At 56.9% G+C, this 14,927-nt stretch carries 13 protein-coding genes and 1 pseudogene; 9 read left to right on the top strand and 5 right to left on the bottom strand.

From position 1 onward, the window contains the following. Window positions 1–24: 24 nt before the first annotated feature. Together KIO74_RS25730 and KIO74_RS25725 are read left to right on the top strand one after the other, a co-directional pair. Window positions 25–438 carry a tripartite tricarboxylate transporter TctB family protein gene (locus KIO74_RS25730; RefSeq protein WP_213337889.1) on the top strand — a complete coding sequence of 138 codons (414 nt, stop codon included), beginning with the start codon at window positions 25–27 and terminating at the stop codon, window positions 436–438. Beyond that, a complete protein-coding gene (locus KIO74_RS25725; RefSeq protein ID WP_213337888.1) occupies window positions 435–1,937 on the top strand; it encodes a tripartite tricarboxylate transporter permease in 1,503 nt (500 codons plus the stop codon). Before KIO74_RS25730 ends, KIO74_RS25725 begins: the two co-directional genes overlap by 4 nt. Before the next feature lie 196 nt (window positions 1,938–2,133). Here the strand turns inward: KIO74_RS25725 and KIO74_RS25720 are convergent. Continuing rightward, window positions 2,134–2,278: pseudogene (locus KIO74_RS25720) on the bottom strand (electron transfer flavoprotein subunit beta/FixA family protein); the annotation flags it as partial. Window positions 2,279–2,513: 235 nt separating this feature from the next. Continuing rightward, the gene (locus KIO74_RS25715; protein WP_213337886.1) at window positions 2,514–3,566 is read right to left on the bottom strand and encodes an SDR family NAD(P)-dependent oxidoreductase; all 1,053 of its coding nucleotides are present in this window, start codon (window positions 3,564–3,566) and stop codon (window positions 2,514–2,516) included. A gap of 231 nt (window positions 3,567–3,797) precedes the next feature. On the opposite strand from KIO74_RS25715, the gene KIO74_RS25710 reads away from it, so the two are divergent. From KIO74_RS25710 to KIO74_RS25680, 7 genes are all read left to right on the top strand, one after another. Continuing rightward, the gene (locus KIO74_RS25710; protein ID WP_213337884.1) at window positions 3,798–5,024 is read left to right on the top strand and encodes an ABC transporter substrate-binding protein; all 1,227 of its coding nucleotides are present in this window, start codon (window positions 3,798–3,800) and stop codon (window positions 5,022–5,024) included. Window positions 5,025–5,093: 69 nt separating this feature from the next. Beyond that, a complete protein-coding gene (locus KIO74_RS25705; RefSeq protein ID WP_249731587.1) occupies window positions 5,094–6,002 on the top strand; it encodes a branched-chain amino acid ABC transporter permease in 909 nt (302 codons plus the stop codon). A gap of 3 nt (window positions 6,003–6,005) precedes the next feature. Then, entirely contained in the window at window positions 6,006–6,899 is an 894-nt protein-coding gene (locus KIO74_RS25700; protein WP_213337880.1) for a branched-chain amino acid ABC transporter permease, read from the top strand. Window positions 6,900–6,903: 4 nt separating this feature from the next. Continuing rightward, window positions 6,904–7,650, top strand: coding sequence for an ABC transporter ATP-binding protein (locus KIO74_RS25695; protein ID WP_213337878.1), 747 nt, complete (start codon window positions 6,904–6,906; stop codon window positions 7,648–7,650). After that, window positions 7,586–8,356 carry an ABC transporter ATP-binding protein gene (locus KIO74_RS25690; protein WP_349629244.1) on the top strand — a complete coding sequence of 257 codons (771 nt, stop codon included), beginning with the start codon at window positions 7,586–7,588 and terminating at the stop codon, window positions 8,354–8,356. The genes KIO74_RS25695 and KIO74_RS25690 overlap by 65 nt, the downstream gene beginning before the upstream one ends. A 32-nt stretch (window positions 8,357–8,388) precedes the next feature. After that, window positions 8,389–9,198: an enoyl-CoA hydratase/isomerase family protein gene (locus KIO74_RS25685; RefSeq protein ID WP_213337877.1), complete on the top strand. Its 810-nt coding sequence runs from the start codon at window positions 8,389–8,391 to the stop codon at window positions 9,196–9,198. Between the two features lie 47 nt (window positions 9,199–9,245). Beyond that, the gene (locus KIO74_RS25680; protein ID WP_213337876.1) at window positions 9,246–11,192 is read left to right on the top strand and encodes an AMP-binding protein; all 1,947 of its coding nucleotides are present in this window, start codon (window positions 9,246–9,248) and stop codon (window positions 11,190–11,192) included. 304 nt (window positions 11,193–11,496) lie between these two features. On the opposite strand, the gene KIO74_RS25675 is transcribed toward KIO74_RS25680, so the two are convergent. From KIO74_RS25675 to KIO74_RS25665, 3 genes are all read right to left on the bottom strand, one after another. Then, window positions 11,497–12,240 carry a TetR/AcrR family transcriptional regulator gene (locus KIO74_RS25675; protein ID WP_213337875.1) on the bottom strand — a complete coding sequence of 248 codons (744 nt, stop codon included), beginning with the start codon at window positions 12,238–12,240 and terminating at the stop codon, window positions 11,497–11,499. A gap of 76 nt (window positions 12,241–12,316) precedes the next feature. Then, a complete protein-coding gene (locus KIO74_RS25670) occupies window positions 12,317–13,465 on the bottom strand; it encodes a nitronate monooxygenase (protein ID WP_213337874.1) in 1,149 nt (382 codons plus the stop codon). Between the two features lie 166 nt (window positions 13,466–13,631). Further along, complete coding sequence (locus KIO74_RS25665; RefSeq protein ID WP_283772211.1) at window positions 13,632–14,927, bottom strand: TRAP transporter large permease; 1,296 nt, start codon at window positions 14,925–14,927, stop codon at window positions 13,632–13,634.

Genomic DNA, 14,927 nt, shown 5'->3' with positions numbered 1-14,927 from the left:
CGAGAAGATCTCGGCGCCGGCTTTATGCTGATTGTCGCGGCGGGCCTTTTTCTCGTCTTCGCCCGGGATCTTAGCCACGGCTCGCTTGCACAGATGGGGCCAGGCTACCTGCCCCGTTATGTCGCTGTCATGTTGATGGGGATCGGGGCGGTGTTGCTGTTTCGCGGCTTGCGACGAGATGGCCTGAACTTACCCCGCATCACACCGCGGGCTGTTGTTGTGCCCGCGCTTGCTCTCGTAGTATTCGGCCTGGCAATCGAGCCGCTTGGTCTTGCTATTGCATCGTTTCTTGCTGTCGTTATCGGAGCGTTAGCCCATCCGGGGCAGTCCTGGCCGCGCACAAGCGCCATGGCCGTGTTACTCGCGGTCGGTTCGTGCGTGCTGTTCGTTACGCTTCTCGATCTTCCGCTGCCGGTGCTGCCGAGCGTGTTACGATGACGTTGCTCGATAATTTGCAGACCGGCTTTGCCGTTGCTCTTTTACCAAGCAATCTAGCGCTGGCTTTCATAGGCTGTATGGTCGGCACCCTCATTGGGGTACTGCCTGGCCTCGGACCGCTTGCCACTCTGGCTATTCTCCTGCCGATCACGTTCCATTTTCCAGCTGAGTCGGCGCTGATCATGCTGGCAGGCATTTATTACGGTGCGCAATACGGTGGCTCGACCACCGCTATCCTCGTCAATCTCCCCGGGGAAAGCTCGTCCGCCGTCACCTGTATCGACGGCTATCAGATGGCGCGGCAGGGACGCGCCGGGGTCGCGCTCGCGACTGCTGCCTACGCGTCCTTCGTAGCCGGTACGCTTGCAACAATCGTAATCGCGACGCTGTCAATCCCGCTGTCGCGATTGGCCCTGATGTTCGGGCCCGCAGATTATTTTTCATTGATGCTCTTTGGGTTAGTAGGGGCGACAGCCCTGTCAAGTGGATCGCTCCTCAAATCGGTCGGTATGATCCTGCTGGGTATTCTTTTGGGGACTGTTGGCCTCGACATCAATTCCGGAATTCAACGCTACACCTTCGAGCTGCCCGCTTTAATGGGAGGTATCAGTTTCGTAGCCTTGGCCATTGGCCTCTTTGGCATCGCGGATATCATCAATAACCTGATCACGGGTTCTTTCGGATCAATGGCTACGGTAAAGATCACCAGCCTATGGCCGACGCGTGACGATCTGCGCCGAGCCTGCGCGCCAACGCTACGCGGCACGGGCATCGGCGCCCTCCTTGGTATTCTGCCGGGCGGAGGTGCCTTGCTCTCCTCCTTCGCGGCCTATGCAGTCGAGCGAAAAATTTCACGTTCGCCAGAACGGTTCGGGAAGGGGGCTATTGAAGGTGTTGCGGGCCCCGAGGCCGCCAACAATGCTGGCGCTCAGACCTCCTTTATTCCGATGCTCACTCTCGGCATTCCATCCAATGCCATCATGGCGGTGATGGTCGGAGCGCTGATGTTGCAGGGCATTGCACCGGGGCCTCAAGTCATGACGACACGGCCGGACCTCGTTTGGGGCCTTATTGCCAGTATGTGGGTTGGCAACGCGATGTTGCTTGTCATCAACCTTCCGCTGATCGGCCTGTGGGTTCGGCTTCTTCAAATTCCGTATACATATCTGTTCCCCGCCATTCTGCTTTTCTGCTGCATAGGTGCTTATGGCGTCGGCAACTCGGCTTTTGATGTCTTCCTGGCCGCAGGTTTCGGTGTCCTCGGCTTTCTCTTGCTCCGATACGGCTGCCCGGTCGCACCCCTGATTATGGGCTTTGTTCTGGGGCCAATGCTCGAAGAGAATTTTCGGCGCGCTATGATAATTTCGAGCGGCGATCCAATATTGTTCGTAGCCCGCCCGATTAGCGCTATCTTCCTCTTGGCAACCGTGTTGTTGGTCGGCACCTTCTTCGCTTCGAGTCTGTGGAAGCACCGTAAGGAAGTTTTCAATGAAGCTTAAAGGTGCCATGCACTCATTTGCTCTTCCGCCAGTGGCACTCCGGCCGCCCTCCCGATTTTCTCACGATCCTCGCCACGTGTCGGCTTTACCGAGTTCCTCTGCGAGTTTGGGGACGAGGGTGAAGAGGTCGCCGACGAGGCCGTAGTCGGCGACCTGGAAGATGGGCGCCTCCTCGTCCTTGTTGATGGCGACGATGACCTTTGAGCCTCCTCCACCGCGATCTCGTCGAACGGGTTCATCGATATCTTCACATTCGCCAGGTCAACGCCAGGCCCGTCGCCCTTGACGCGGATCCTCACGTTGCAGTCCACCACCCGCTTCACTGGCACTTGGATTTTCATCGAGCTAGTTGCCTTTGATCGGATAACTCGCTTGACGTCTCTAAAAATTAAATCGCGCACTTCCGCCAATATGTGGAAGCATCAGACTATTTCCGGGAAGAATATCAATTCTTTGCGAGGAACGAAATCCGTCAAAGTAAAATAAAAGCATCGTTGCGATACGAAAAAATTCACGGCCTGAGCAGAATCTGTAGCGTCTGGAGCTACCATACCCGAAGGCTTTGCGCGTTGAGCTTCAGTCGTCGTTCTCAAAGGGGTTTGCCACACGGAAGTGATCGACGAGATCGCCCGTGATGTCAGAGGCCATCGCATCTAGCGCATCGATCGTCCAGCCTTCTTCCCTGTATAGAGTTCGGTGAAACTGAGGCTGGGAAATCAGCGCGATTTCATGGCCTCCCACGAAGAAATCCTGGCCATTGAGGTGGACCGCCGCCGGTGAGCACAGCCAGGCAACGAAGGCACCAATCGAATGAGGTGGGGCCTTCCGATCCCACCCGCTTGTCCCCCGTTCGCCTATCCAATATCGCCCAAGGGCTTCCAGAAGAGGCCGCCAAGTTCCCGCGAGATTTTGTTGAAACCAGTCGCCCCCGCCGGTCTTACCCGCCGTCGCGCGCGGCCGAATAAGGTTGCAACGGATACCAAACCGTCCCGTTTCCCGTGCGACGCTTCGCGTGAGGCCAGCGAGGCCCTCCTTTGCTGCCGCGTAGGCTGGATTAAACACCATACCAAGCCCGGCCTCGGAACCCGTATTCACGATAGATCCGCCGCCGCGTTGCCTAAGTAGAGGTACGCACGCTCGTATCATAAGAAACGAGGCCTTCAGGTGGCTGCTGATAACCAACTCCCACTGATCATCTGTCATTTTATGCACTGGATTGCCGGCCCGCATGCCGGCATTGTTCACGAGAATGTCGAGACCGCCAAACGTGTCCAGCGCCGCTTCGACGGTGCGACGGGCTCCTGAGGTGGTCGCGAGATCTTCAGCCACACCAACGGCCTGGCCACCGGCATGATTGATCTCTTCTGCAGCAATTGCGGCTAGTACTTGGCCATCTTCATTGCGGCCAAAATCACTGATGACGATTTGTGCGCCCTCACGTGCGAGAGCAAGAGCTTCGCAATAGCCTATTCCACGTCCGCCGCCTGTGACTATCGCAATTTTGTCCGTCAGCCGGTTTGCATTCATTGAGGCGTACTCCTGCAAGCTGCGATTGTCATTTCTTGGATCTTTGATGACATCACAATAAGTTCCCGCGGCGAGATGATCAACGCATATGTTGACCGGCATACTGGAGTACGCCGCCACCACCGAATCAACGCCCCTGTTGACAGGCGAAGTAATTAGTCATAGCCTCGCATTCAACCAATGGACTTAGAAAACCTGAGTTCGATAAGGATTAAATCCGGACGTGGATCGATAACACAGGAGTAGCGCGGTAAGACGCTCGAACGCCGACTGAATATCCGAGCAAGGCCCGCTTTGAAGGCCGCAGGATCACGGTATTACCGGGAGGAAAGAATGACGAAGAAAGCAGGCGGGAATCTCCGCATTATCATCTCATGCTTAGTCGCAACCCTCGGGGGCGTCGCGGCGGTAGACCATGCAGCCGCATTCCAAGACGAGGGGACAGTGCGAATTGGTATGCTTGAGGCCCAAACCGGGACCTACGCACCGTACGGCCTATCCAATATGTGGGGTACCCAGATTGCCTTCGACGAGATCAACGCGAAGGGCGGTGTAAACGTCGGCGGCAAAAAGGTTAAGATCGCGGTAACGCCTAGTCCAAACGGCTATGACGCAGGGACAGATCCTGCCCAGTCGATTGCGCTACTAAAGCGCCTCATCGCGGATGATCAAGTTTTGATGGTAAAAGGCATCTCCAATTCTAATGCGGGAACCGCCGTCTATAATTACCTGGCTGAGCTTGAACGTATCGACAACCCGATCGTCGTTCATTCCTCTTCGGTTGGAACACCCGATATCACCAAGCTTTCGAAATACGCATTCCGTAACGCATTCATTGAAAATGACGTCATTATTAGCCTGATACGCGATGTTAAGAAGGCAATTAATCCCAAGACCGCAGCGTTGTTTATCATAAAGGACAATCCATATTACGCGGCCATTACACAGCGCTCGATTTTACCGGCGCTCGAGGAGCTTGGAATTAAGGTGGTTGCCTCTACGGAGGCCGTTACGTCGGATCGTGATTTTACAAGGCAGGTCAATGAAATACGTGCGTCTAATCCCGATATCGTCTACGTAATGGCGCCGACTTTGACCGGCTTGAACTTTCTCAAAGAAGCGAGACGCCGTCAACTGTCACCGAAGCTCTTCATCGGAAACATTTCCCTGTTGACCGAGGAGACGTTGAAATCTGGAGCCTCTGTCGTGGAAGGCATGGTCATGGCCGCGGGTTATGATCCACAAGCGCCCCAAATAGCCGCGTTCACGGAGGAATATCGGAAGCGGTACGGCCAGGACGTCAACATGTTCTCTGTGACGGGATATGAAGCCGGTTTTCTCATCGCAAAAGCGATTGAGGAGGCTGGCATCGGCAATACGCCGGAAACATTGGCGGCAGATCGCAAGAAATTCCGCGACGCGCTCGCGGCGGTCAAACTCACTAGCCCGACAGGAGAGAATGTGGCTTTCAGCGCTGATCGGGAAACACCTAAAGGCGGTGTCTATCTGACGGCCAACGATGGCAAATTCGTCCTCTGGCGGCCGCCGTCAACGCCATAGGCGAAGCGCGCTAGCCGGACGGTTTGGCTCCAACCGAGCCACAGCATAAGCATCTGTGTCGAGGTGGATATGCTCATTCTTGAGTACCTTGTCAACGGCCTGTTGTTTGGTGCGACCTATTCTCTTGTTGCCATCGGATTCACGTTGATCTTCGGTGTGCTCAACAGACTGAATATCGCGCATGGTGCGACGATCATGGCTTCCGCTTTTGCGGGCGCCTATGTCAGTTTGCGTCTCGGTGGCGCAAATAGTTACGCTGTTCTTGGTCTGAGCTTCGCCGCCTCCGTGCTCAGTGGTGCGATTATCGGCGTGCTCGTCTGGTTCGTCGCCTTTGCACCGTTGCGCAATGCCTCCCCGCTAGCCCCGTTCGTTACAAGCGCGGCCGTGACCTTGATACTGGAGGAGACATTCCTCTTGATAAGCCGCAAGGTTCCAGAATTCTCTCCAGAGTTCTCGCCATTTCCATCAAAGCTGGAGGATCTGGTTATATTGGTGGGGCCAGTTCTTGTCCGCGGCGCCTATGTCGTGATCTTCATTGTCGCTGTGATCCTCATGATCGTGCTGCATTGGTGGATATCACGCAGCAACATGGGGCGGGCCATCCGCGCCGTTGAGGAAAATCCCACCGTCGCTTGGCTTCTCGGAATTAATGTCCGTCGCGTCGAGATCACCGTTTTCGCCGTCGCGTCGGCAATCGCTGGCGCGGCGGGATGTCTGATCGGCGTCTCAATGGGGACCGTCGGCCCCTTTATGGGCGCGCATCTGCTCCTGACTGGCTTCGTAATAATTGTGCTTGCTGGCCTAGGAAGTCTCTATGGCGCGATGGTGTGCGGTCTCATCGTGGGCGTCATCGAGATGACAATAGTCGGGTTGGTATCCGCCTCCGTCAAAGAAGCGGTTCTTTTCATTATCCTTTTCGCCGTGTTGGTCGTGCGGCCGCAGGGGCTCTTCTCCGGACCACAAGTGAGGCGGGACTAGCGCATGGGATATCTCAGCATTCTCGAAATGTGCGGACTCAACGCCCTCCTCGCACTCAGCGTCTATGCGACATTCATGGTTGGGCAGTTCTCTCTGGCCCAGGTTGGCTTTTGGTCAATCGGGGCCTATGCGACCGGAATGCTGACATCGCTGTTCGGCGTTCAGCTGCTGCCGTCGTTACTTATTTCCGCATGCGGCTGCGCCTTTATCGGCTTGCTGCTTGGCTATCCGTGCCTGCGCATCCGGGGCATTTATCTTGCTCTCGCGACGGTTGGCTTTTCGGAAGTTGTGCGCGTATTCTTCCACAATTTCAGCTATCAGGTAGACGTGAACGGCATCTTGCTCGGTCCAGGGGGCGCGCTCGGCTTCCGCGGCATCCACGTGCTGACCGGCTGGCCCCAAATTCTGATCGCCCTGGTGATTGTCGTAGCAGCATTTGCGCTTCTCGAAAGATCCAGGATCGGCCTGTCGGCCAAGGCGATCCGCGCGGATGAGGTTGCTGCTGCCTGCGCGGGGATTGACGTTGTCTCCATCAAGGTCGGTATGTTTGCGTTTGGCGCATTCATCGCCGGCGTTGGCGGTGGCCTTTATGCGACATATCTATCCTTCGTCAATGCGGATAACTTCGGCTTCCACTTGGCGTTAATATCGATATTCTTTGTCGCGGTTGGAGGCAGCGAGCGGTTTTTCGGTCCGTTGATTGGGGCTGTTGTATTAACTATACTGCCCGAAACTCTTCGGATTTTCGGCGACTATCGGATGATAGTCTACGGCCTCATCGTGCTATTCATAGCCATTCTGTTTCCACGTGGGCTTGAGGGAGAGTTTTGGTCGAGGCTCGAGAACGCCTGGCATCGCGTTACGAACAATCGTCGTGTCTCGATGGAGCGCCGATAACATCATGCTGGACGTAGTCGATCTTAGCAAATCGTTCGGCGGTCTCAAGGCGGTCTCGAAACTTGATTTGAGCGTCACACGAAACGAGATACTCGGGCTAATTGGTCCGAACGGGTCCGGTAAGACCACGACGATCAATCTGCTGACAGGCGTGCTCACTCCTTCGACGGGTACTGTTGTTCTGGATGGTCGCAATCTCACCGCGCAAAGTTCCAGCGCCATCGCAGCCGCTGGTCTCGCCCGCACCTTCCAGAACCTGCGATTATTCTGGGAGCAGTCCGTGATAGACAATATCCGCGTCAGCCAAACAGTTCATTGTTCGTCGCTTTCTGCGCGCCTTGGGCTGTTCAACACGAGGAGCGAGCGCAAACTGAAAGATGAAGCGCGAGAGATTGCCGCGCAGCTGGGTTTGGCAGAGCGTACGTCCTGCACTGCAGGCGCTCTGTCATACGGCGAAAAGAAGCGACTTGAGATCGCCAGGGCGCTGGCCCTGCGCCCAAAGGTATTGGTACTTGACGAGCCTGCGGCCGGTATGAATCCCGTCGAGATTGATCGGTTGATGAGGATCATCGCGGACATCCGAGAGCAAGGTGTTGGCATCATTCTTATTGAACACCACATGCGGCTGGTCATGAGTGTCTGCGATAGAATCGCGGTGCTGAACTTCGGACGGAAGATTGCAGAAGGTGCGCCCGCTTTTATTGCGAACCATCCCGCGGTCGTGGAATCGTATCTTGGAAAGGCGCTTTGAGGTGCTCGAGCTCAGCAATGTCCATGTGAACTATAATGGCAGCGCTGCCCTTCGTGGCGTCAATCTGTCGATTCCGGCCGGCAAGCTGGTTGCCGTCATCGGGCCGAACGGTGCTGGCAAGACGACCTTGCTACGCACGATTTCGGGCCTCGTTGGACGCGCCGAAGGCAGCGTGTGTTTGGATGGAGAGGACCTGTCTACGCTCGAGCCTGATGGAATTGTCCGGCGCGGTGTTGTTCAGGTGCCGGAAGGACGGATGGTTCTTAGCCGCATGTCGGTCCACGACAATATTATGCTCGGCGCCTACATCCGACCGCGAGGCCGCGAGGTGCGTCGCGATTTCGACTCGATGCTTGAGCTATTCCCGCGGCTTCGCGAACGACTTAGCCAGCAGGCCGGGGCACTGAGCGGTGGCGAGCAGCAGATGCTGGCTATCGCAAGGGGGTTGATGGGACGGCCGCGGCTTCTCATGCTGGACGAACCGTCGTTGGGGCTCGCGCCCCTTGTCGTAGAGACGATTTTCCAGGTTCTCCTGGAAATCAAACGCAAGTCGATCACGGTCTTGTTGGTCGAACAAAACGCGGAGAAGGCGCTCGCCGTTGCGGACCAAGGATATGTGCTCGATCTCGGAGTTATTGCTGCGGAAGGCATGGCATCAGATCTTCTCGGCGATGAACAAGTGCGACGGGCGTATCTCGGTCTCTAAGCAGTGGTCATGACGGATATACGGGATTTGTGATGATTGATCGCTATGTACGATACAGCTCCCTGAGCATCCGGCGATTGGATGATGCCATTTTGCGTGTTTCCTTCGATCGGCCGGATAGAAAGAATGCACTAAGCGCCGACATGCATCGCGAAATCGCGGATATCTGGAGAGAGATAGACGCCGACCCGGAAGTCAGGGTCGTTCTCCTGTGTGGAGAGGGAGAACATTTCTCGGTAGGCGGCGAGTTCGATGTCGTAGAAGCGATGATTGTGGACGTCGAATTTCGGATGCGCGTCTGGAGAGAGGCGCGTGATCTGGTCTATAACATGGTGAATTGCTCGAAGCCTATTGTATCAGCGCTACAGGGTGCCGTCGTGGGGGGTGGACTGGCTGCTGGCTTGCTGGCCGACATTTCGATTGCCGCCAATAACGCCAGGCTTGTGGACGGGCATGTACGGCTCGGCGTGTGTGCGGGCGATCACGCCGTTATCCTCTGGCCCCTTCTCTGCAGCATGGCGAAGGTGAAGTACCATCTCTTGCTCAACGAGCCCATAACCGGAGCGCGCGCGGAGCAGATCGGGCTCGTCTCGCTGGCCGTTGACGAAGCCGTGCTGGAGGAGACTGCGCTTGGTGTGGCAAAGCGCCTAACGGACGGCTCGCAAACCGCCATCCGCCTCACGAAATACGCGCTGAACAACTGGCTCCGGACTGCGGGACCTGCCTTTGATACATCGCTTGCCTTGGAGATGTTGGGCTTTAGCGGGGACGACGCTGCCGAGGGGCTCGCCTCGTTCCGAGAGCGACGGTCTCCCAACTTCACCAAAGATAAGTCTCTTTGAGCTGTTTCGAGCAATCCTTATTCTCCAGTAAGATAGTTGAGCGCATCATGCCAAAGGCAGAATCTGACATCTGGTATCCAAGCGCCGAGCAAATCGCGCGGGCGAACGTCACCGAGATCATGGGACTGTTGGGAGCAGACAGCTATGAGAGGCTGTATGAGACGTCGATCGCAGAGCCCGATCGCTACTGGTCCGCGATTTCAGCCTATTGCGATCTGAAATGGACAAAACCCTATAGCCAGCTGGTTGATTTCTCCGCCGGGCGTGAGTTCCCCAAATGGTTTCTTGGCGGCCAGCTGAATTGGGCCGATACGATTTTTTCTTGGGCGAAAAATCCCGAGACTTCCGAGCGGACGGCGGTCATCGCGGAACGCGAGGACGGTGAGATCAGGCGCGTAAGCTACGCTGCCTTACACGACCAAGTGCGCCATTTCGCCGGCGGGTTGGTGAAGCTCGGCCTGAAGCGGGGAGATCGCGTCGGGCTGTTGATGGAACCCGGCCTTGAGGCAGTCGTCTCGATGATTGCGCTTTCCTACATGGGCGCGGTGGTGCTTCCGCTGTTCAGCGGCTTCGGCGCCGAGCCGATAGTGTCCCGCCTCACGCAGTGCCGCGCACGCGCCTTAATCGCTTCCGCGGGCTTCAAACGGCGTAGCAAGTATATCGACTGTGCAACAGCAGCGATGGAGGCGGCTAAGAAAGCTGAAATCGAGTTCTTGATCCTGAAATCCTCATCTGAGCAACGGTCCTTTCCAGATGGTGCGGTCAATTGGAATCAAATTGCGTCTGGCCCGCCGCTTGGGCCAGACGCCGAACCAATGGCCACCGACGATACATTCATGGTCTTCTTTACGTCGGGCACAACAGGTGCGCCGAAAGGGATCGTCCATACTCACGGTGGCTTCCCGATCAAGATTGCACATGACGCCGTTGTCCACTTTGACATGAAGCGCGACGACATATTCTTTTGGCCGGCGGACATGGGATGGGTGGCGGGAGCGCTGATCATCGCGACCACCTTGATGCGCGGAGCGACCATGGTCTGCTACGATGGCGCGCCCGATTTTCCGGACTGGTCGCGTATGTCGCGTATCATCGAACGTTACCGTGTTACGCATTTCGGAGCGGCACCAACGATGATCCGCGGGTTTTCCGCCAATGCGGAACTGGCGATGGCCGGTGACGTCTCCTCGATCAGGCTCCTTATTGTAGGCGGTGAAGCGATCGATGCCGAGCATTTCATCTGGCACGCACAAAATTTCGGTCATGGCGTTGCGCCAGTCATCAATTATTCTGGAGGCACGGAGGCGTCAGGAGCGCTGGTGTCAAGCGTCATCGTCAAACCTATTCCGCCAGCGGGGTTCAATACGCCTTGTCCGGGGATTGTTGTCGATGTCGCGGACGTTACCGGCAAGCGCGTGAGGGATGAGCTCGGGGAGCTCGTTATCTGTGAGCCGTTCATTGGCATGACGAACTCCTTCTGGGAGGATGATGAGCGGTACCTGGAAACGTATTGGCGCACCATTCCTGGCCTTTGGGTTCATGGGGACCTCGCCACACGCGACACCGAGGGCAATTTTTTCTTAAGGGGGCGCTCCGATGACACGCTCAAGCTCGCCGGGAAACGCACAGGGCCAGCCGAGATCGAGGACGTGGTTATGGAACTACCGGGTGTAGCGGAGGTGGCTGCTATCGGTGTCGCGGATCCGGCGAAAGGCCAAGCGTTGGTCATCTTCGCCGTTTCCACTCCAGATGCACCACCGAACCTGGAGCAGGCGATTTACGAGCATGCCGAGAAGCGTTTGGGGCGCGCCTTCAAGCCCAGCCGTGTTCATCTCGTTGAGCTGCTACCTAAGACACGGACGGCGAAGGTGATGCGGCGCCTTATACGAGCAGTGTACTGTGGACTGCCACTTGGAGATCAATCCTCGCTTGACAATCCAGGAGCGTTAGCTGCGATTGAGCGGGCAGCGAGCCAACGGCTCGCACATCGATAATTCCAGAGTGTTGCAGCGCCTGACGCAGATCGGAGTGACTACGAGGTCCACTTGCGGCCGCGCTAGCGATAACCGTGCTTTGCTTCGACGGAATACTTTTTTGCGGCCGAAGCGGGGCGCCTGCTTCTTTACGAGCATCCGACATCGGTACCATCTTGAATTTATCCCGCCTCGCAGACGGGATTGGATACAGTGAGAAGAGCAGCTTGAGCGGTCTTGAAAAGTATGATGCTTGACACCTGAACGTGTACCATCACGGTCACAGCCCCAAAACCCACGTTTTTGGGCGGCAGGCGCCCGCCTCTCAAGCCTCCAGCCCCCCCAGCACCATCGTGGCGAAGCATTCCGCGATCTGTCGCGCCGCCAATGGGCCGTCAACACGATACCAGCGGTGGCTCCAGTTGCACATGCCGACTACGCCGGCGACGATAATCTTTGCACCGCCAATCGGCGAAAAATCCCCCGTATCCAAACCCTCCTGAACAATGCTCGTGACGGCATTGTTGAAGCGTGTGTTGAGACTTGCGATCTCTTTGCTCCAGTCAGATTGATCCTGAGCAAGGCGCGCCATATCCTCCTGTAGATAAACGTATAGATAAGGATAATGTCGCTCGTAAGATTCAAAGATCCCAATGATCAGGTTTCGAAGCTTGTCACGTGGTCTCTGCTGCGAGGCCGCGATTTTTTCGGCCATCATCACGTTGCCGGCGGTCGCCTCGCCGATCATTTCACGGAATAGCTGCTTCTTACCTTTGAAATAATAATATAGCGAGGCGCGATCCAATCCCGCTCTACGAGCTATTTCGTCAACAGTTGCCGCCTCATAACCCACTTCCCTGAAGACGCAGGCGGCCGCATGCAGGATATCTGCATACTTCTTCTCATACTCCTCCGCACCAGCCTCCCGGGCGCTTTGGCGTCGCGCAGAAATCTTGCTCATATAAGGATCTTCAGCTTGATCACGATCATCAACAATGGCGTTTATGCCACCCGCCGAGCCCACTGTCCAGAGCCGCGCCAGCTCGAGACCGATGCGGGGAACGTTCAAACATCGCCCGCCCTCGATGGAGCGGGATGCTTCACCGAGGCGCGCGCTGGCTTATAAGAATACTATACAGGCCCCACTATCCCTCAATGCTGGCGGACATTCGCTCGCAGGCCGTCAGATAATCCTCCATGAATTCACGTACTGTGTCGCGTGTGGAACGAGGGGATACCATAAGCCCGACACCCTGCCCGACAAAGTAACTTGCCAACTCCTTCGCGCCCTCATGCCCGCCGTTGGCGAGCTTCAAGACTTTGCTCATAGCCGTGTCGGATACGATTGACTGCATGGGCATGGGAAGTGGTTTGGGGGCATCGTCCGCCTCCCACGCGTCCGTCCAAGCGGATCGGAGCTGGCGACAGAATTTTCCTGTACGTGACTTGGATCGGATCGTCCCGGTCGCCGCAGCGTCGAGCATCTTCTGCTTGACGACGGGGCTGGTCTCGGCCTCGGGCGTCGTAAGCCAGACTGACCCCGTCCACGCGCCTTCAGCCCCCATCGCGACAGCCGCAGCCATCTGTCGGCCGGTGACAATGCCTCCTGCGGCGAGCACAGGTGTCGAGGTCCCCATCTGGCGCACTGCCTCGACGACGTCTGGCACCAGCACCATAGTTCCGATCTCGCCGCAGTGACCACCGGCTTCCGTACCGGCAGCGACAAGGATGTCCACGCCAGCCTCGACTTGCGCGCGCGCATGACGCGCCGAACCCACTAACGCCGCGACGGGCACTCCCGCCGCCTTCGCACGCGCCAGCATATAGGCGGGAGGCGTGCCTAACGCATTGGCAATCAAGCGGATTGGATGTGACAGTGCCACGTCAAGAAGGCTTTGAGCTCCGGCATCGCGAATGTTGCGTCCGATTTTTGAGCCACGGCTGAAACGCTCATCCGTGAGATCGGAGGTGTCGATGCCATGCTTCTCCAGGATAGAACGGGCAAATGCTTTATGGATTTCCGGCACCGCGAGTGCGGCATCCGCCTGAGTAGCCCCAGTGCCCTTTCCCTCATAGCGGTTAGGCACGATGAAATCCACGCCGTAGGAACGGCCCGCGACATGGGCATCGATCCAGCTCAACTCCGCCTCGAATGCTTCCGCCGAGCGGACGTCGACCGCTCCGAGGACGCCCATACCGCCAGCCTTGGAGACTTCGACAACGACGTCACGGCAATGGGAGAAAGCAAATAGCGGGAAATCTATCCCAAGCAGGTCGCACAATTTGGATCGCATGAGACACTCCCTCCTCGCATGCGGAGGACTGATTGTTGGAAGTATCCTCCACGCTAGTTCTGGCTTGCGGCGGTGTCAACGAAAGTGTTGACTGCTCGACTTTACGACGGCGGGGGCATCCCTGATGGCGTCGCACAGGTCGGGATGCCGCCTGGCTTCCAGTGGCTCAATTGTACATCAGGTTCGGAAGGAACAGAGCGATCTGTGGGAACACGGTGAGAATCGCAACAAGGATAACCATAGCCCCCATGAAGGGCCAGATCCCATTATAAATTACATGCAATGGGACATCCTTTGCTACACCCTTGACCACATAGACGCACATACCGACGGGAGGAGAGATGATCGCCATCTCCATGACAAGCACAGCGATCACGCCAAACCAGACCATGTCGAAGCCCATGTTCATGAGCACCGGCTGAAGCACCGGAACAGTAAGAACAATCATGGCGAGGGCATCGAGAAAGGTGCCGAGCACGATATACATGACGATGATGAGGGCAAAGAATACATAGGGACTGAGACCAAGGGTCTCGACCCAGGCAGCGAGTTCGGCAGGGCCGCGCGTGGCCGCAAGGAAGACATTCAGAACGTGCGCGCCGATCAGGATGATAAATATCATGCAGGTGGTTTCGAGCGTGCTTCGCAATGCCGAGTTCAAGACGCTGATGCGCAGGCCGCGCCCCCGGTAGATGACGATGATGAACGCGCCGAGCGCGCCGATCCCCGCCGCTTCCGTTGGGGTGAAGATGCCGCCGTAAATTCCACCAAGAACAAGCAGCGTGAGCATGGTGATGCCGAAAACGCCGCGCGTGGCGTGGATTCGGTCGCGTAAAGGCAGTTTCGCCATCCGTGGCATACGCTGCGGATAAAACCAGGCGATGATGAGGATCGTCAGTATAAACAGGGCAATCAGCATGAGTGCCGGTACGATGCCAGCCATGAGCAGTCGTCCGATCGATTGGTCTGCAATCAGCCCATAGAGAATCATCGAAATGCTAGGCGGTATCAGCGATCCCATCGCTCCGCCAGCCGCGACGGTCGCCGTCGCGATGCCCGGGTGAATCCCGCGCTCGCGCATCTCGCCGATTGTGATCGTACCAATTGCTCCCGCCGTGGCTAAACTGGATCCGCAAGCGGCTGAAAACCCGGCGCAGGCGCCGATCGTCGCCGTGGGCAGGCCGCCGCGCCAATGTCCACACCAGGCGCGCGCCGCCGCGAACATTTCACGACTTATCCCGGACGCAAATGTGAAATGACCCATCAAGACAAAGAGCGGGATTGTTACAAAAAGGTAATTACTGGATTGAGAGTAGGGCTCTATGCCGACAAGAGCGATAGCCGCAGTCCAGTTCCAGTTATAGACGGCCGCGGTTCCTATGAAACCGACCAACATCATCGCGAAGCCGACAGGCATTCCCGCAAAGAGGAGCACAAGCAGGATCGCGAATGCAATAACCAT

The organism is Chelatococcus sp. HY11, from assembly GCF_018398335.1.
Lineage (GTDB): Bacteria > Pseudomonadota > Alphaproteobacteria > Rhizobiales > Beijerinckiaceae > Chelatococcus.
This window is presented reverse-complemented; position numbering and strand designations above follow the sequence as displayed.